An 18,842-nucleotide genomic window follows, 5' to 3' on the forward strand; every position below is an offset into this window, starting at 1 on the left:
CAAATTGTGCTTATCGATCATCCGGCTATAAGGCTGACAATGCGACTGGCTTTCCCCACTTGGTTGTTCACTGCCGCGGCCCTGTTGTTGGGCGCCGCCGGTGTGAATGCTGCACCGCAACAGGCGTTGACCGTATACGGTGAACCGGCGAAGTATCCCGCCGGCTTCAGCCATTTCGCCTACACCAACCCGCAAGCGCCGAAGGGTGGCACGATGCGTCGCTCAGCGCTGGAAATCGGTCATTTCGACCATGTCCTGCCGTACATCGACAAAGGCATTGGTGTCACGCAGATCGACGGCTGGATCTACTCGCCCCTGGCCCTGCGTTCGCTGGACGAACCCTACACCGTGTACGGCCTGGTGGCGCAACAGATGGAGCGTTCCGACGACGGTTTGTCTCTGCGTTTCTACCTGAACCCGAACGCCCGTTTCGCCGACGGCAAGCCCATCACGGCCGAAGACGTGCGCTACACCTTCAACTTGCTGATGACCCAGGGCAGCCTGCGTTATCGTACGCAATTCGCCGACGTCAAAGGCGTCGAAGTGGAGTCGCCGCGAACCATTCGCTTCGACTTCAAAAGCAATGAAAACCGCACCCTGCCCCTCGATATCGCCACCTTGCCGGTATTTCCCGAACACTGGTGGAAGACCCGCGACTTCGCCAATGGTGGCGGTTACGAACCGCCACTGGGCAGCGGGCCATACAGGGTGAGCAAGGTCGACTCCGGGCGCAGCATCACCTTCGAGCGTAACGCCGACTGGTGGGCCAGGGATTTACCGGTCAGCCGTGGCCTCTACAACTTCGATCATTTCAGCATCGAGTACTTCGGCGACACCGACGTCGCCCGTCAGGTACTACGTGGTGGTGCCTATGACTACAACCGCGAATTCTCCGCCACCGCCTACTCCATTGGTTACGAGAGCCCGGCCCTGAGCGACGGTCGCCTGCAAAAGGCCCACCTGGCCAAAGAGGCACCGCAATCGTCTCAGGGCTTTGTGTTCAACCTGCAAAACCCGATGTTTCAGGACCGCCGCGTGCGCCAGGCCCTGGCCATGCTCTGGGATTTCGAGTGGAGCAACCGGCAGATGATGCGCGACCTGTACATCCGCCAGCAGAGCTTCTTTTCCAACACCGACCTCGCCGCCCGACAACTGCCCGACGCGGGTGAACGGGCGATTCTCGAACCGCTGCGCGGGCAGATCCCCGACGAAGTCTTCACGCAGGTCTTCGAAGCACCGAAAACCGATGGCAGCGGCGTGATTCGCGATAAACAGTTGCAAGCCCTGGACCTGCTCGAACAGGCGGGCTGGAAACCCGATGGCGATCAACTGGTCAATGCCGAAGGTCAACCGCTGAGCTTCACCTTCCTGATCAGCCAGAACGGCATGGACCGATTGTTGCTGCCTTACAAACGCACCCTGAAACAAATCGGTATCGACCTGAACATTCGCCGCATCGACGCCTCCCAGTACGTCAACCGCCTGATGTCCCGGGACTACGACATGATCGTCACCGGCTACCCGGTCACCAACTCGCCGGGTAACGAGCTGTACAACTACTTTGGCTCGGCGGCGGCCAACGATCCGGGTTCCAACAACTACATGGCGCTGAAGAATCCGGCGGTCGATACGTTGATCAACGGCCTGGTTCGGGCCAACACCCAGGCCGACATGCTGCGCTACGCACATGCCCTGGACCGTGTTCTGCAATGGAACTTCTATTGGATTCCCAACTATTACCCGCCAGGCAGTTCGACCCTGTGGTGGAACCGCTTCGGCATTCCCGCTGTGCAAGCGAGCAATGACGAAGCCATCGAGAGTTGGTGGGAAGTCAGTTCCACACCCCTGACCAACGAACAGATGACCGCCGAACTCATCAAGCGCGGCAAACCCGGAGGGCCGCACTGATGTGGGCTTACATACTGCGGCGTTTGCTGCTGATCATTCCGACGCTGGTGATCATTCTTCTGGTCAATTTCGTCATTGTCCAGGCGGCGCCCGGTGGCCCGGTGGAACAGGCTATCGCGAAGCTGCAAGGCATCGGCGGCGCGGGGGTCGGCGGCGGTTCCAGCGAGACAATGCACGGCAGCTCACGGGCCAGCCGCGGGCTTGATCCGCAGCTGATCAAGGAGATCGAAAAGCAATACGGCTTCGACAAGCCGGCGCCGGAACGCCTGTGGCTGATGCTCAAGAGCTACGCCCATCTCGATTTCGGCAAGAGCTTTTTCCGCGGCGCCACGGTCACCGACCTGATCCTGGAAAAAATGCCGGTGACCATTTCCCTCGGGCTCTGGGCGACGTTGATCACTTATTTGGTGTCGATTCCGCTGGGCATCCGCAAGGCCGTGCACCACGGCAGTCATTTCGACATCTGGAGCAGCACCGCGATCATCATCGGTTACGCCATGCCGGCGTTCCTGTTCGCGATGTTCCTGATCGTGGTCTTCGCCGGCGGCACCTCGTTGAACTGGTTCCCGGTGCGCGGCCTGGTCTCGGACAACTTCGAGTCGCTGTCGACGGTGGGCAAAATCGCCGATTACTTCTGGCACCTGGTGTTGCCGGTGACGGCGCTGGTGATCGGCGGTTTCGCCACCCTGACCATCCTCACCAAAAACTCCTTCCTCAATGAAATCACTCGCCAGTACGTGGTCACTGCCCGCGCCAAGGGTTTGAGTGAACGCCGAGTGCTTTACGGCCATGTGTTTCGCAACGCGATGCTGCTGGTGGTGTCGGGAATTCCGCAGGCCTTCATCAGCGTGTTTTTCGCCGGCTCACTGCTGATCGAAGTGATTTTTTCCCTCGATGGCCTGGGCCGCATGAGTTACGAAGCCGCTGTATCACGGGACTATCCGGTGGTATTCGGCTCGCTGTTCATCTTCACCTTGTTCGGCCTGCTGATAAAAATCATCGGTGACCTCTGCTACACCCTGGTCGATCCGCGTATCGACTTCGCCGCGAGGAATGCCTGATGTTCAAGCTCTCGCCACTGGGCCGTCGCCGCTTCGAACGCTTCAAGAAAAACCGCCGGGGCTGGTGGTCGCTGTGGTTGTTTGTCGGCCTGTTCCTGCTGACCCTGGGCGGCGAGCTGATCGCCAACGACAAACCGCTGATGGTCAGCTACCAGGGCTCGTTGTACTTCCCGGCGCTCAAACGCCACACCGAGCAGGAGTTTGGCGGGCAACTGCCCTTTCAGGCCGACTACCGCAGCGATTACGTGCAGAAGCTGATCCACAAGGACGGCGGCTGGATGCTGTTTGCGCCGATCCCGTTCAGCGACGACACGCCCAACTACGACCTCAATCAACCGGCGCCGAGCCCGCCGTCGAAGGTCAACTGGCTGGGTACCGACGATCAGGCCCGGGACGTGCTGGCCCGGGTGATTTTCGGGGCGCGGGTGTCGATCCTGTTCGCGCTGGCTCTGACCTTTATCAGCGCGTTGATCGGCATCGCCGCCGGTGCCCTGCAAGGCTATTACGGCGGCTGGGTCGACCTGCTCGGTCAGCGCTTGCTGGAGGTCTGGTCCGGGTTGCCGGTGCTGTACCTGCTAATCATTCTGTCGGGCTTCGTCGAGCCGAATTTCTGGTGGCTGCTGGGGATCATGGCGCTGTTTTCCTGGCTGGCCCTGGTGGACGTGGTGCGTGCCGAGTTCCTGCGCGGGCGAAACCTCGAATACGTCAAGGCCGCCCGCGCGCTGGGCCTGACCGACCGCAAGGTGATCGTGCGGCACATTCTGCCCAATGCGATGAACGCCACCCTGAGTTATCTGCCGTTCATCCTGACCGGGGCGATTTCCACCCTCACCGCATTGGACTTCCTCGGCTTCGGCATGCCAGCCGGCAGCGCGTCCCTGGGCGAATTGATCGGTCAAGGCAAGCAGAACCTGCAAGCACCATGGCTGGGGCTGACGGCGTTTTTCACCCTGGCGTTGATTCTTTCTCTATTAGTGTTCATTGGCGAGGCGTTGCGTGATGCCTTTGACCCTCGTTCCTGAAGCGGACTGTTGATATGAGTGACAACCTGATCGAAATCCGCGACCTCAACGTAGCCTTCAGTGGCCAGACCGTGGTGCGCAACCTGTGCCTGGACATCCGCCCCGGCGAATGCCTGGCGTTGGTCGGTGAGTCGGGCTCCGGTAAATCAGTGACCGCCCACTCGATCCTGCAACTGCTGCCCGAAAATGGCACGCAAACCACCGGCAGCATTCGCTATCGCGGCCAGGAATTGATTGGCGCCGACACCAAGGCCTTGCGCGAGCTGCGCGGCAACCGGATCGCAATGATCTTCCAGGAGCCGATGACCTCCCTCAACCCGCTGCACAGTATCGAAAAGCAGATCGGCGAAACCCTGCTGTTGCACAGAGGGCTGGGGGGCAAAGCGGCGCAAGCGCGGATTCTCGAGTTGCTGCAACTGGTGGGCATCCAGAAGCCCGAAGAGCGGCTCAAGGCCTATCCCCATCAACTGTCCGGCGGCCAACGGCAACGGGTAATGATCGCCATGGCCCTGGCCTGCGAGCCGGAGCTGCTGATCGCCGACGAGCCGACCACCGCGCTGGATGTGACGGTGCAGCGCAAGATCCTGCTGCTGCTCAAATCCCTGCAACAGCGGCTCGGCATGTCACTGCTGCTGATCAGCCACGACCTCAATCTGGTGCGCAGCATCGCCCAGCGGGTGTGCGTGATGCACGCCGGGGAAATCGTCGAGCAGGCGCCCTGCGAGACACTGTTCACCGAGCCGAAACATCCTTACAGCTGTGTGCTGTTGAATGCCGAGCCAGAAGGTGAAGCCCTGCCCCGGGACGAGCGTGAGAAAGTGCTGGAAGTGGATAATCTGCGGGTGCAGTTCGCCATCGGTGGCGGACTGTTTCAGCGTAAAACTTACCTGCGCGCAGTAGATGGCATCAGCCTGAACGTTCAACGCGGCAAGACCCTGGGCATTGTCGGTGAATCCGGTTCGGGCAAATCCACCCTCGGCCAGGCGATCCTGCGTCTGCTCGACTCAGAGGGCAGCATTCGCTTTCAGGGTGAGGCCCTCGATGGCCTGACGCAAAAGCAACTTCGGCCATGGCGCAAGAAGATGCAGGTGGTGTTCCAGGACCCTTACGGCAGCCTCAGCCCGCGGATGTCCGTGGCGCAGATCATCAGTGAAGGCCTTGAGGTTCACAGCCAGTCCACCCCCGACGAATGCGAGGCCCAGGTGATCCGGGTGCTGGAAGAAGTCGGCCTCGACCCGCAAAGCCGTCATCGCTACCCGCACGAATTCTCCGGCGGCCAGCGCCAGCGCATCGCCATTGCCCGCGCGCTGGTGCTGAAACCGGCGCTGATCCTGCTCGACGAACCGACCTCGGCCCTCGACCGCACGGTGCAAAAACAAGTGGTCGCCCTGCTCCGCCAGCTTCAGGAGAAACATGGCCTGACCTACCTGTTCATCAGCCACGACCTGGCGGTGGTGCGCGCCCTGGCCCACGACATGATCGTGATCAAGGACGGCAAAGTGGTGGAAAGCGGCGCCAGCCACGACGTGTTCGACTCGCCGCAGCATCCGTATACCAAAGAGCTGTTGGCGGCGGCGCATCCGGGGTGGGCTTACTGAACGCCCTGCTCTTGAGGGTCAAAAACAAATACCTGACCGGGTGCCGCGTTCAATGTCACTCGCATGATCGGTATGTATCGTCCGGACACCTGAAAATAGTCCTTTTGGTCATATTGCGCGCCAGCCAATCCATTTCCACCGCCAAGCGCTTGAGTGGTGTAGATGAACGCTTCGATGGGCAGTTGTGATGGATTGTCCTGAGGCCAGGCAGCGACCATAAACTCGTTCCAGCCGTAATAATCACTGCGATTCAAACGCACGTCGATGCTGAGCTGGAATTGCTGTGGATCAAGGTCGAATGCACATGAGGAGTTCGGACGGGCAGCATACCGCGCAGTCCATGCCTGGACACTGGTAACCCCCAATTCACCGCACATTCCGCCGCGGACTCTACAAGCGTCCGCTGAACCACCGGTACCGCCATCAAATGGATAAGCACATCGCAAGCTCATGGGGTTGCCTACCGGTGCAGCCTGTTCACGGATGACGAATCCCTGGACCTTGTAAAGCCTGATGACACCGGCGTCGGCTCGCAGATAACTGAAAGAGGCACCGTTGCCGCGCACCGATCCAGGACTGGGATTCCACGAATGAAACGCCGTCGATTGGTCAGTCGTGCGGATCAGTACCCCATTGCAATAAAACGCTGCCCGACCATCCCGGCAGGTCGGTGACGTATCGGCATACCGTGCATTCAATCGGGCGGCTACTTGATAACCCACATACAATTGATCAGCCTGATTGAAACCAAAGAGGCTCTGTTGTGCATCATCGCGCTGCACCCGCAGGATCGGCAGCCACTCACCGGTTACCCGAAAATACGCCAGTTGATCCCTCTGTGCTCCACGCAGCGCACCTGCGGTGCCCAAGTCATAGAACAGCGCCTGCAATGGAGCTCGGGCCGGGGCCCCATCATCCCAATTCTTGACCGAGGCCTCGGAATTCGACGCTGCCGGCAATACATCAAGTTGCTTGCCCAGGCCGATCGCTGTGAACACATCGGTAAACACGAAACCGTTAGGTCGATTTGCAAGTACCGGGGCACGATCAACCCGCCAATAGTCAAACCGTTCAACGCCGGAGGAAACCGCTTCCGCGCTGAGTTTCCAGAATCCCACTGTCGGCGCATTCTGCGAGCGACGTGCCAACACGCCACTGCAATAATGAATCGCAGTGGCACCGACACATTCACTGACGGACAGCCGATAACGGGCATTGAGCAACTGCGCAACTTCAGGTCCTGTGACCGCCCAGACACCGTGGGTAAAGAACAGACTCAGAAAAAGCCCGGCAAACCACCTCATATATCCTTTCCCTCGTTCCATAAAGAACCCTCCTCCTGAAAGTACATTCCGATTGCGACGGCTGCTCACTACGTGCTCTGGTCCGATGGCTCGTAGAAAAATACATTCGCGCCGGGTGCGTTGAGCGCGACCCGGACGATCGGCACCGTCCGGATGGCGGCAGCCGATTCCTTGAAGATCAACCTCTGGTTGCCGGCGATCTGTAGCATTCCCACAGTGGCTCTTGCCCAAGAGAACGAAACACCATTACGCCCCACCGAGTTGGGGCTGGGGTTCCATGCATGAAACTGGGTCGAAGCGGCAGTGCCACGTATCAATACACCGTTGCAATGGAAGGCCGCACTGCCGTCGCGACAGGTGATGGCGGTATCGCGAAACCGTGCATTGAGGCGGGACGCCACCTGGTATCCGAAATACAACTGATCTTGTTGATTGAAACCAAATATCCGTTGCCCGGTATCACCCAGATCAAGACGCAGAGCGGGCTGCCACGTCCCCGTCGCCCGAAAGTAATCATGTTGCGGGCCAGTGACAGCCTGGGCAATTCCACCAAATTGCAGGTAAAGCAATAGCGTGCTGTGAATCAGCAAACGATAGACGTTCATGTAATCTCCCCCTGGCGCTACGCCATGAGCTTTTCTCAGCGAATGGAAATACCCAATACCTGATGCAACTCACTCAGGTCGGCCGAGGTGAAGTGGGGATCCAGCGGATCGTTTTCGCGTTTATCCAGATCGACGATCCAGGCGGTGTTGGCACCGTTGAGTTCACCGGTCCAGAACGGATAAGGCAACAGTTCGAAGTAATCGGTCAGCGAGCCTGCATTGGCACTGTAGATACTCATCAGTTGTCGCAGCTGGGCCAGTGTGGCCGGTTCCAACCCGGCTGCCGTGCAGGCGTTGCGCATGCCGGACCAATTGGCGGTAGCCGTCAGGAAGTGCAGTTGACCTATTCCGGTAACAGTCAGGTTGTAGCTCTTGGCTTGGCCGACACTATCGGTCGCGCGGAGGGTGCAGATGCCGTTACCCGTGGCAGTCACCTCCCCTTGTCGTTCAACGCTGGCAACCGTGGTATCGCTGCTGGTGTATTCATATGGTGCGACACCCCATGTGGCCTCTCGGGTGAAACGGGAGAACGCAGGCGAGGTGAGTGGCGGTTTACCGGTCACTACCACATAGTTGTAAGTCTGTAGATCCAGCGTGTGCTCACCTTCGAAACCGGTCTTGATCTCAAGCTGCAACTCCCGGGATGTGTGCAGTCGCTGGTTGCCAAACCAGACTTCATAACTCACCCGAATCACGCTCCCCAAGTGCTTGGCGAATTCATCAGAGAGAACACTGAACCACGGAGGTGTCTCACCCTGGTTCGCTCTGATTCTGATCTTGTCGATCAGCACCCTAGAGGCGCCGTCCGGGGTGAAGTAAAGATGCACCTCATCATTGAATTTCATCCCGATGTACGAGGCCAGACGGACAGCCGTTCTCTCTGGCAGCGACTGCGGATCCAGCGTTCCCTCGGGACTGGAACCGTCAACAGTCGGGGCAATCAGGGTTGTCATGACACCATTGATTTCTTCAAGCATTTTCGGATACCTCAAAGTCGGTCAGGCACTCGGCGCCCTCACGAGGCGACGAGTGACAAAGGAGTTGATTGGGGGGTTCTATTGAGACTCGGTGATCCCATCGGCCTGGGTACTGGCCATTTCCATACCCGTGGCTGTGCTGTCGATGTAGGAAACAAAGCCATTGAGACCGGTGGCGCCCCCGATGGCCGTTGCATGTCCCCAGGTGACTACACGGTTGTCGGAAGTCAGCGCAATGAACCCGTGCGAGTTGGTGTAAATGGCCACAACGTTCACCAATTGCGCGGCCACCGGTGCGGTATTGCCGCCCAATGTTGCGTTGCCCCACGCAAAGACACGACCATCGGCACACAGCACTGCAAAGGCATGGGCCGCCCCTACAACCTGAATCGCATTGGTCAGGCTGGCAATTTGGGCGGGGACGACCCCGGCCGGGGCGGCTCCCCACGCGGCGACGCGATTGTTTTCTGTGATACCGGCAAATGCCTGCCAGGTAGAAGCGACATCCACGAATCGCAACGCTGCGATACCCGGATAGCTGGTGAGATTGCCGCCATAAGCGTTATCTCCCCAGGCGACGACATTTTTTCCGCTGGTTAGCGCAACAAAAGCACGGGCGTTAGCGCAGCACAGTCGCTGGATGTCCGTACGATTGGCGATTGCCGCCGGAATACTGCCGCCATAAGCTGCGCCACCGAAGGCAAACAGACGCTTTGTCTGGGTAATGCCGGCAAACGCCTGGTAGGAACAGATGAGCTTCTCCACGTTATTGATGCCAGGGACCGGGTTAGCCACACCGCCCGCAGCAGCAGCGCCCCAGGCAGTGATACTGCCGTCCATCCGTTCTGCCGCGAACGCCAGGCCACCATTGAAAATACGCTTGATATTGCTCAGCCCCCCCGCTGGCAGCGTCCCACCGTTTGCGGCTCTGCCCCAGCATCGTACGTCACCGGTAGTGGTCAGCCCGGCAAAGGCGTAACTGTTGCTGGCGATCGTTTTGAACCCGTCAGGATTGATGGCACCCATATTGCCGCCACTGCCTGCTTCCCCCCACGGCAACGCGGCGCCTTCCCGGGTCAATGCCACGAAAGCACCACCGGAGCAAAAAACTGCGCGCAGATTCTCCTGAATCAAATACACCGGTGGAATGTTGCCGCCATATGAGGCGTTACCGAATCCGACAAGATCACGACCACCAACGGCCCCACTACCCGACCTCCGGGAATCGCGCAGCACGGCGACCGCTGCAGCGCCGCTGATGTTGGCGTCCACACCATTGCCACAGATGTTGACGGGATTGAGCGTCACCTGATCAGTCGAAGAACGCACCTGCAACGCCCGTTCGGAGTCCGTATCGATGAATCGAGTGCCCGCTATCCACGCGGTATCGCCGACATAGCGCCACTCTGCCAACATCGGCTGAAGCGTCTGTGCATTGAACGCCCACATCAGGCAAGGCAAACTTGAAGATCGATAGGTGTTGGAGTTATGGCGGGCTCCCATGACTTTCAAAGTTCCCGATCCGATCACCCGACGCACATCGAAGTTTTTGAACTCCGATGCTTCAATGGGGCCGCCGACTTTACGTTTGATGGTGTATCCCAACGTAAAACTGCCGCCGTTATTCTGCTCGATGAACGTCCGGGAAATCTTTCGGGTCAGTTCCTGACCTTCGTCACTCTTGAGTACGGTGTAAACAATCGGAGAACCACCACTGGGTGTGAGCGTGACCACATCCCCTTCTTTAAGCTGTGCGGTCACGCCAATTAACGCGCTTGCGCCATCAGCAAGAACATCATCAGGATTGATCTGATCCTGATTGGGCCCTTTCGCCTCGCTGATTGCCGGCAGAGGTAGAGCCGCCTCCTGTATGTTCAGGAGCAGCACTTCTGATTCCTGTACGCCCCCTGCTTCGCGCTCGACCTCATACCAAACCTGCACACCAACATTTTGATTTGCCTGCACATGCTTGTAGGGCACCTGATGCACGAAAGGTTTCCCGTCATCATTGAATGAAATGGGCTGTTCGTAGTAATAGTCCGTGTTCGCATCGTTGCCGGCAGCACCATCCCACCAAAGCTTTATAAAGTCGCCAAACTTCAAGTCTGCATCATTGATCCGGATAGAGGCTCCATTGACAATGGTATCGCTCGGTTTGACCACACCGTTCGCATCGGCCTCCAATACCTTCGGTTTGGGTAGAAGCGGCAGCTCGGCGTTGCCGATGCTCACGGTGGTAGTGGCACCAAAACGTTCCGTGCCCGAGCCGTCTGTGGGTTCAGCCGAGTAACCAATCGCCAACCTGTAGCCTTTGTGTTCGTTGAGGAAATCCTGAGCCAGGTAAAACGATACCGGGATGTCAATATCGCGGTCGTCGATATCAACCGAGTCTTCATAGCGTTGCGAGTCCACCGGGTTATCCGACTGATACCACAGATAGACGGTATGGCCCTTCATATCCCTGAACGGCAGGACCTGAACCTCAGCATCCGCGAAGGGAGGCAGCTGTTCGGGATCCAGCACCCCATCCACAGCATCCACCACGAAAACGGCCTCCAGATCGGGCTTGGGTTCGCCCACCCGCACGCTGTGACGCAATGATTCGACGGCCAGTGGATCGTCCTGACTGGAACCCACCTTGTAATACACGTCCAGCGGCCCGCCATCGATCTTGCCAATAAAACTCGCCTGCATTGGAAAGGTCATGTCGCGTGTGGCCTGAGAACTGCTGATGCGCCGCCCGCTGTCATACAGATGCACAACTCCGCCAGGGGCCGTACCAATGGCATAGAAGTGCAACCAGACCTGAGGTGCAATCGCCGCATGAGGGGAGACAATCCCGGTGGCCGCTTTAGTGGGGTCCACCACGACACCATTGATCGGCAGGATCTTTGGCGCTGGCAGATTCACTGCCGTCCCTTTGATCCATACAGTGGTTCGACTGGAGCGTCGAGTCTTGCCGCTGCTTCTCTTGGTCAGTTCATAGCGAAAGTAAATGTGTTCCCGAGCCAGTTGCTGAACCGTGGCACTGGGCAGGAAAAATCTCACCGTACTATCAATTTGCGTAACGGTTTTGGTCTCGGTGAACACCACAGACTCAACGCCGTCCTTGATCTGCGAGACCGACAGCTTGACGGTGTCCTGCAGTTCGAAGGTCACCGGCCGGGTGACAACGTCGACCTGGATGTCCTTGTTACCCAACGCTGCAAGATCATAAAACAACTCACCGGTGTCCGGGTCGACCTGCACCGCTTCCAGGATGACCGGACGCAATAGATCACCAATCACCTCGACATACACGGTAGTGCGCAGCGACCAGTCGCTGGCACGGTTATGCACCTCGTCAAGCGGACGCCAGATGAAAATCTGGTCACCGTTGCCGGCCTTCTGAATGACGTCCAACGGTACCTTTTCCTGGATTTCCTGACCGACCTGATCAAGCCCCACCGTGATGTGAAACTCGTACCCGCCCCAACTGCAGGTAATGACGTCGAATTGCCGCATGTTCGGATAAGGTCGAATAGCGAACCTCACCCCTTCTGCGGACTCCGCCAGTTCCTTGGTCACTCCGCCAGCCGGAACATTGAGTAACACAGGCGCCAGAAGCCGGTAGTGACCGGGGCGATCCGGCTGTGGATCCGTACCGCCGGGTAGCAGCGTTCTGATGAATACCTCCAGCGGTGGAGATGTTCCGTAGTTTTGGCTATTGCGAGTAATGACGTACCAGAAGGTCTGAAAACCCGCTACGAGCAAATGCCCTGGCAAGAACACGTGGGAGATTTCATTTTCCCGACCGGCCATCAGGTAGAACGACAACAAGGGCGTTGGATCGAGGCTGGAGAATATCTGGATGTTGTCACCCGATTTGGAGTCGGTGTAAGGGTCCACGTTCACCAACAAGCCATTGGCGTTGGAGGTGATCATGCTGCGGTTGACGCCAAACCGGTTTGGGTTGGGTGTACCGTCGGCATCGTGGATTTCCGGAATCTGGCCCGGAATGTAAATCGGCGCCAGCGCCAGAACTCCCGAGCTTTGTTCTGAAAGTAATTCCGGCAACAACTCTTCAGTGGTCATCTGCAGTCTCCTGTCTTTAAATGAGGCGCACAAGCGAGGAACAAACATCGCCGTTGGATGAACTCATTCGACACCTGGATCAGTGCGGGCACAACTGTCAGAAATAACAGGTCAGCGATTGCTTACGACGAACGGTCACACCCTATTGCGGCCTTCGCGAGCAGGCTCGCGATGAGGCCCGCACAGACACCACACTTTCTGGATAGGACACCCATGAACACCACCGAAAGCCTCAAGGACTACCAGCGCGTTCGCACCCTGGCGATCCGTTCGCTGTTCGAAATCATCGAGCAATCGAGCGAAGGCACGGTGATTGTCGACCGCGACGCGAACATCGTCTGGATGAACGAGCGTTATGCCCGGCGTTTCGGTCTCGAATCGGCCGCAGGGGCGATCGGCAGGGCCTGTGAAAGCGTGATCCCCGGCAGCCTGTTGCGTGAGGTGGTGCGCACCGGTCGGCCGATCCTGCTGGACATGCAGGACACCCCCAAGGAACCGCTGGTGGTGATGCGCCTGCCGATTCACGACGACGCCGGCGCGGTGATCGGCGCCATCGGTTTTGCCCTGTTCGACGAATTGCGCAGCCTTTCGCCAATGCTTAAGCGCTACCTGAGCATGCAGGAAGAACTGGCATCGACCCGTTCGTTGCTGCGTGCACGACAAACCAAGTACAACTTCGCCCATTTCATTGGCACCAGCGCCGCCAGCCTGGAAGTCAAACGCCGCGCCCGGCGCAGTGCCAGTGCCGAGTCACCGGTGTTGTTGCTCGGCGAAACCGGTACCGGCAAGGAGCTGCTGGCCCAGGCGATCCACGGTGCATCGCCTCGAGCCCACAAAGCCTTCGTCAGCATCAACAGCGCGGCGATTCCCGAATCGCTGCTGGAAGCCGAGTTCTTCGGCACAGCACCCGGCGCGTTCACCGGGGCCGATCGCAAGGGCCGCGCCGGCAAGTTGCAAATCGCCCAGGGCGGCACGCTGTTTCTCGACGAAATCGGCGACATGCCGCTGCCACTGCAAAGCAAGCTGCTGCGTGTGCTGCAGGAAAAGGAATTCGAGCCGGTGGGCTCCAACGAAGTGATTCAGAGCGATGTACGGGTGATCGCAGCCACCTCCACCGATCTGGAAGCAGCGATCAAACGTGGCGAGTTTCGCCCCGATTTGTATTACCGCCTCAACGTGCTGCCGATCCAGGTCCCGCCCCTGCGTGATCGCCTCGACGACCTGCCGGCACTCAGTGAAGCGATCCTCGAGGAGTTGCGCAGTCAGCATGAACTGAACCGCGAATCCCTGGATTTGTTGGGGCAACACGCCTGGCCGGGGAACATTCGGGAACTGCGCAACGTGCTGGAACGCGCGGCGTTGCTCAGTGATGATTTGATGCTGAACGCGACGGATATCCGTGCGGCGATTGGTAGCTTTACGCCGGTAGAGCGTGCAGCGCCTCTGCCCCTTGAGCCGATTGCCCATGAAACCTTCAGTGAAGCTCGCGAACGGTTTGATCGGCAGTTGATTGAATCCACCCTCGCGCAATGCGGCGGGAAGGTGATCGAAGCGGCGGCGCGGTTGGGGTTGGGGCGATCGACCTTGTACAAGAAAATGGTGGCGTTGGGGATTGCCGAGTCTCAATGAAGAGACATTGATCTCCTTTGGTAGATGGATTTTCAGGATCAAAAGATCAGCCTTCGGCAGCTCCTACGTTGGGTTTCCGCATTTCCCTGCAGGAGCTGCCGAAGGCTGCGATCTTTTAAGGCCCTCCGCCCGTCTCAAAACGGAGACAAACATTTTCCATAACGCTGATAGAAAACATAATCTCTATATATTTCAATAACTTATATAGATGGCACGAAACTCGCTAAAGCCCTCTCCCACAAAGCTTCACCCTACAAAAATAACAATCGAAGGAGACACACCATGAATGTGATCATTGCCTTGGCAGCCCTCACGCTGCTGATGGTGGCTGCTTACCGTGGCTACAGCGTTATCCTCTTTGCCCCGATCGCCGCCCTCGGCGCCGTCCTGCTCACCGACCCTTCCGCCGTTGCCCCAGTCTTCACCGGGGTGTTCATGGAAAAAATGGTCGGCTTCGTCAAACTGTATTTCCCGGTATTCCTGCTCGGTGCCGTGTTCGGCAAACTGATCGAGCTGTCGGGTTTCTCCCGCTCCATCGTCGCGGCGGCGATTCGCTTGCTCGGCACTCGCCAGGCGATGCTGGTGATCGTGCTGGTCTGCGCCCTGCTCACGTATGGTGGCGTGTCGCTGTTTGTGGTGGTGTTTGCGGTCTACCCGTTTGCCGCCGAGATGTTCCGCCAGAGCAATATCCCCAAGCGCCTGATCCCGGCGACCATCGCCCTCGGCGCATTCTCGTTCACCATGGATGCCCTGCCCGGCACGCCGCAGATCCAGAACATCATCCCCAGCACCTTCTTCAACACCACCGCCTGGGCGGCGCCGTGGCTGGGGGTGATCGGCACGATTTTCGTGTTTTGCGCCGGTATGCTGTTTTTGCAGAGCCAGCGCAACAAGGCCCAGCGCAAGGGTGAAGGTTATGGTTCGGCGCTGCGCAACGAGCCGGAAACCGCGCCGGACATCAAGCTGCCCAACCCATGGATCGCGCTGTCGCCGCTATTGATGGTGGGCCTGATGAACCTGCTATTCACCCGTTGGATTCCAGAGTGGTATGGCAAGACTCACAGCCTTTCGCTGCCGGGCATGGCAGCGCCGGTGACCACCGACATCGCCAAGCTGACAGCGATCTGGGCGGTCCAGGCGGCCTTGCTGGTGGGCATCGTCATGGTGCTGGTGTTCGCCTTCCAGACGATTCGCGGCAAGTTGGCCGAAGGCAGTAAAAGTGCGGTCAGCGGCGCATTACTGGCAGCGATGAACACAGCATCGGAATACGGTTTCGGTGCAGTGATCGCTTCGCTACCGGGTTTTCTGGTGCTGTCCGGCTGGCTCAAAAGCATTCCCAATCCGCTGGTCAACGAAGCGATTACCGTCACCCTGCTGGCCGGCATCACCGGTTCGGCGTCGGGCGGCATGAGCATCGCCCTGGCAGCGATGTCCGAGACGTTCATCAGCGCCGCCCACGCCGCCAATATTCCATTGGAAGTGCTGCACCGGGTCGCCGCGATGGCCAGTGGCGGCATGGACACCCTGCCGCACAACGGCGCGGTGATTACTTTGCTGGCGGTTACCGGTTTGACCCACCGCGAGGCCTACAAAGACATTTTCTGTATTACGCTGATCAAGACACTCGCTGTTTTTGTGGTGATCGGTACTTTCTACGCCACTGGCATTGTGTGAGGTATTCATGACGACTCTTTCGGGCAAGACCGCACTGGTCACCGGTTCCACCAGCGGCATTGGCCTGGGGATCGCCCTGAGCCTGGCCAAGGCCGGCGCCAACTTGATTCTCAACGGTTTCGGCGATGCCTCCAGGGTGATTGCCGAAGTGGAGCAATTCGGCGGCAAGGTCGGCCATCATCCAGCCGACGTCAGCGACGCGGCGCAGATCGCCGACATGATCGAGTACGCCGAGCGTGAGTTCGGCGGCGTGGATATCCTGGTCAACAACGCGGGCATCCAGCACGTGGCGTCGGTGGAAGATTTTCCGGTGGAGCGCTGGGACTCGATCATTGCGATCAACCTGTCGTCGGTGTTTCACAGCACCCGTTTGAGCTTGCCGGGCATGCGCACCAAGGGCTGGGGACGGATCATCAACATCGCTTCGGTGCATGGCCAGGTCGGTTCGGTGGGTAAGGCGGCGTACGTCGCGGCCAAGCATGGTGTGATCGGCCTGACCAAGGTGGTCGGTCTGGAAACCGCTACGACGAACGTCACTTGCAACGCCATCTGCCCGGGTTGGGTGCTGACGCCGCTGGTGCAGAAGCAGATCGATGATCGCGCCGCGACCGGGATCGAGCCGCAGCAGGCGCAACATGATTTGCTGGCCGAGAAGCAGCCGTCGCTGGAGTTCGTGACCCCGCCGCAGCTGGGTGAGTTGGTGCTGTTTTTATGCAGCGAAGCCGGTAGCCAAGTGCGGGGCGCTGCGTGGAATATTGATGGTGGGTGGTTGGCGCAGTAACCAGTCGCCAGCCTGCATGATCATTCCCACGCTCTGCGTGGGAATGCAGCCCGGGACGCTCCGCGTCCCAAAGCGGACGCGGAGCGTCCATTGAGGCATTCCCACGCAGAGCGTGGGAACGAGAGAGGCCAAGCCATGTCCGACATTCTCTGGCAACCCGGCACCGAGCGCATCGGCAAGACCCGCATGGAGGCCTTCCGGCGCTTCGTCAATCAGCGCCATACCCTTGAGATCGCCGGCTACCCTGCCTTGCACCAATGGAGCATCGATCAGAGGGCAGCTTTCTGGCAGGCGATCGTCGATTTCTTCGACATCCGTTTTCACGATCAGCCAGACGCGGTGCTGATAGAGGGCGCACAAATGCCCGGCGCCCAGTGGTTCCCCGGCGCCACGCTGAATTTCGCCGAGCACTTGCTGCGCCGTCGCGACGATGCCGTGGCAGTGGTGGCCATCGGCGAAAACGGCCAACGGGAACAACTGACCTGGGCCGAACTCGCGAGCCATGTCGCCGGTTTTCAAAACGGCCTGAAAGCCGCCGGTGTCGGCCTTGGCGACCGCGTGGCCGCGTGCATGCCGAACACCTGGCAAACCCTGGTGGCGATGCTTGGCACCACCAGTCTGGGCGCGATCTGGTCCTGTTCTTCACCCGACTTCGGTACCCACGGGGTGATCGACCGCTTCGGCCAGATCGAGCCGAAAGTGCTGATCACCTGCGCCGGGTACCGCTACACCGGCAAAGAGATCGACCAGACCACCAAGGTCAATGAAATCCTGGGACAACTGCCGTCCTTGCAGCAGTTGATCGTCGTGCCTTACGCACGACCCGAGGCGCGCATCGAGGACTTCCATAGCCAGGCCAACGTCACGCTGTGGGACGATTTTTACGACCCGGGCGGCGAGCCGCAATTCGTGTCCGTGCCCTTCGCTCATCCGCTGTACATCCTCTATTCCAGCGGCACCACCGGCGTGCCGAAGTGCATTGTTCACAGTACCGGTGGCGTACTGCTGCAACACGTCAAGGAACATGGCCTGCACACCGATCTCGGCGCCGGCGACCGTTTGTTCTACTACACCACCTGCGGCTGGATGATGTGGAACTGGCTGGTTTCGGCCCTCGCTGTCGGCAGCGCTGTGGTGCTGTACGACGGCTCGCCATTTCATCCTGGTCCGGAGCGCTTGATTGACCTGATCGACGACGAACGCATCAACGTCTTCGGCACCAGCCCCAAGTTCCTCACCGCGCTGGAAAGCAATGGCGTGAAGCCGTGCGAAAGTCATGACCTGAGCAGCCTGAAAACCGTGCTGTCCACCGGTTCCGCGCTGTCCCCGCAAAGCTTCGATTACGTCTACCGTGCGTTCAAGTCCGACCTGTGCCTGTCTTCGATGTCCGGCGGCACCGACATCGTTTCGTGCTTTGTGATCGGCAATCCGGTGCTGCCGGTACGCCGTGGCGAAATGCAGTGCAAAAGCCTGGGCATGGCGGTCGAAGTGTGGAACGACGCCGGGCAGCCAGTGATTGGGGAAAAAGGCGAACTGGTGTGCACCCGACATTTTCCGGCGATGCCCATCGGCTTATGGCATGACGCTGACGGGGAGAAGCTACGAAAATCCTATTTCAGCCTGTTCCCCGGCATCTGGGCCCAAGGCGACTACGCCGAGCAACTGCCTCACGGCGGCATGCTTATCCACGGCCGCTCCGACGCGGTGCTCAACCCCGGCGGCGTACGCATCGGCACGGCGGAAATCTACCGTCAGGTGGAGAAAGTCCCGCAGGTGCTGGACAGCGTGGCCATCGGTCAGCAATGGCAGGATGACGTGCGAGTGGTGCTGTTCGTGAAGTTGCGTGACGGTGTCGAGCTGGACGAAGCCCTGCAACAACAGATTCGTCAGGTTATCCGCGCCAACACCACACCACGGCATGTACCGGCGAAGATTGTCGCGGTGACGGACATTCCGCGGACCATCAGCGGCAAGGTGGTCGAGCTGGCGGTGAGGAATGTGGTGCATGGCCAGAAGGTGAAGAACACCGATGCACTGGCCAATCCCGAAGCGCTGGAGCAGTTTCGCGACCGCCCCGAATTGAACGATTGAAACGTAGACCCCCTGTGGGAGCGGGCTTGCTCGCGAAGACGATTTCACATTCAACATTGATGTTGGCTGATAGACCGCTTTCGCGAGCAAGCCCGCTCCCACATTTGATCGTCGTTGC

General features: G+C 59.0%; 12 protein-coding genes. 8 read left to right on the plus strand and 4 right to left on the minus strand.

All coding sequences use genetic code 11. The features are described 5' to 3' along the window. The first annotated feature begins 39 nt into the window (after positions 1–39). From AACY49_RS09865 to AACY49_RS09880, 4 genes are read left to right on the plus strand one after another with little or no spacing between them, the layout of a single operon-like run. A complete protein-coding gene (locus AACY49_RS09865; RefSeq protein WP_339523332.1) occupies positions 40–1,908 on the plus strand; it encodes an extracellular solute-binding protein in 1,869 nt (622 codons plus the stop codon). Next, entirely contained in the window at positions 1,908–2,969 is a 1,062-nt protein-coding gene (locus tag AACY49_RS09870; RefSeq protein WP_320394149.1) for a microcin C ABC transporter permease YejB, read from the plus strand. The genes AACY49_RS09865 and AACY49_RS09870 overlap by 1 nt, the downstream gene beginning before the upstream one ends. Then, entirely contained in the window at positions 2,969–3,991 is a 1,023-nt protein-coding gene (locus tag AACY49_RS09875; RefSeq protein ID WP_258700276.1) for an ABC transporter permease, read from the plus strand. The genes AACY49_RS09870 and AACY49_RS09875 overlap by 1 nt, the downstream gene beginning before the upstream one ends. Positions 3,992–4,005: 14 nt before the next feature. Then, positions 4,006–5,589, plus strand: a complete 1,584-nt coding sequence (locus AACY49_RS09880; RefSeq protein WP_320394148.1) for an ABC transporter ATP-binding protein — start codon at positions 4,006–4,008, stop codon at positions 5,587–5,589. Here AACY49_RS09880 and AACY49_RS09885 read toward each other — a convergent pair. The 4 genes from AACY49_RS09885 to AACY49_RS09900 form a co-directional block, all read right to left on the minus strand. Next, complete coding sequence (locus AACY49_RS09885) at positions 5,583–6,914, minus strand: hypothetical protein (RefSeq protein WP_339523337.1); 1,332 nt, start codon at positions 6,912–6,914, stop codon at positions 5,583–5,585. The genes AACY49_RS09880 and AACY49_RS09885 overlap by 7 nt on opposite strands. Positions 6,915–6,961: 47 nt before the next feature. Next, on the minus strand, positions 6,962–7,498 hold the full coding sequence (locus AACY49_RS09890) for a hypothetical protein (protein WP_339523339.1): 537 nt from the start codon (positions 7,496–7,498) through the stop codon (positions 6,962–6,964). A 35-nt stretch (positions 7,499–7,533) separates the two neighbouring features. Then, entirely contained in the window at positions 7,534–8,475 is a 942-nt protein-coding gene (locus AACY49_RS09895; protein WP_339523341.1) for a hypothetical protein, read from the minus strand. A gap of 78 nt (positions 8,476–8,553) precedes the next feature. Next, a complete protein-coding gene (locus AACY49_RS09900; protein WP_339523343.1) occupies positions 8,554–12,549 on the minus strand; it encodes an RCC1 domain-containing protein in 3,996 nt (1,331 codons plus the stop codon). 213 nt (positions 12,550–12,762) lie between these two features. Here AACY49_RS09900 and AACY49_RS09905 point away from each other — a divergent pair, with 213 nt between their 5' ends. The 4 genes from AACY49_RS09905 (at position 12,763) to AACY49_RS09920 (ending at position 18,724) form a co-directional block, all read left to right on the plus strand. After that, the gene (locus AACY49_RS09905) at positions 12,763–14,178 is read left to right on the plus strand and encodes a sigma-54 interaction domain-containing protein (RefSeq protein ID WP_339523345.1); all 1,416 of its coding nucleotides are present in this window, start codon (positions 12,763–12,765) and stop codon (positions 14,176–14,178) included. Between the two features lie 282 nt (positions 14,179–14,460). Next, entirely contained in the window at positions 14,461–15,852 is a 1,392-nt protein-coding gene (locus tag AACY49_RS09910) for a GntP family permease (RefSeq protein WP_339523347.1), read from the plus strand. A 7-nt stretch (positions 15,853–15,859) separates the two neighbouring features. Beyond that, entirely contained in the window at positions 15,860–16,633 is a 774-nt protein-coding gene (gene hbdH, locus AACY49_RS09915; protein ID WP_095055191.1) for a 3-hydroxybutyrate dehydrogenase, read from the plus strand. Between the two features lie 135 nt (positions 16,634–16,768). Continuing rightward, positions 16,769–18,724: an acetoacetate--CoA ligase gene (locus AACY49_RS09920; RefSeq protein ID WP_339523353.1), complete on the plus strand. Its 1,956-nt coding sequence runs from the start codon at positions 16,769–16,771 to the stop codon at positions 18,722–18,724. The last annotated feature ends 118 nt before the right edge of the window (positions 18,725–18,842 follow it).

Source organism: Pseudomonas sp. EL_65y_Pfl2_R96, assembly GCF_963970905.1.
Classification (GTDB): Bacteria; Pseudomonadota; Gammaproteobacteria; order Pseudomonadales; family Pseudomonadaceae; genus Aquipseudomonas.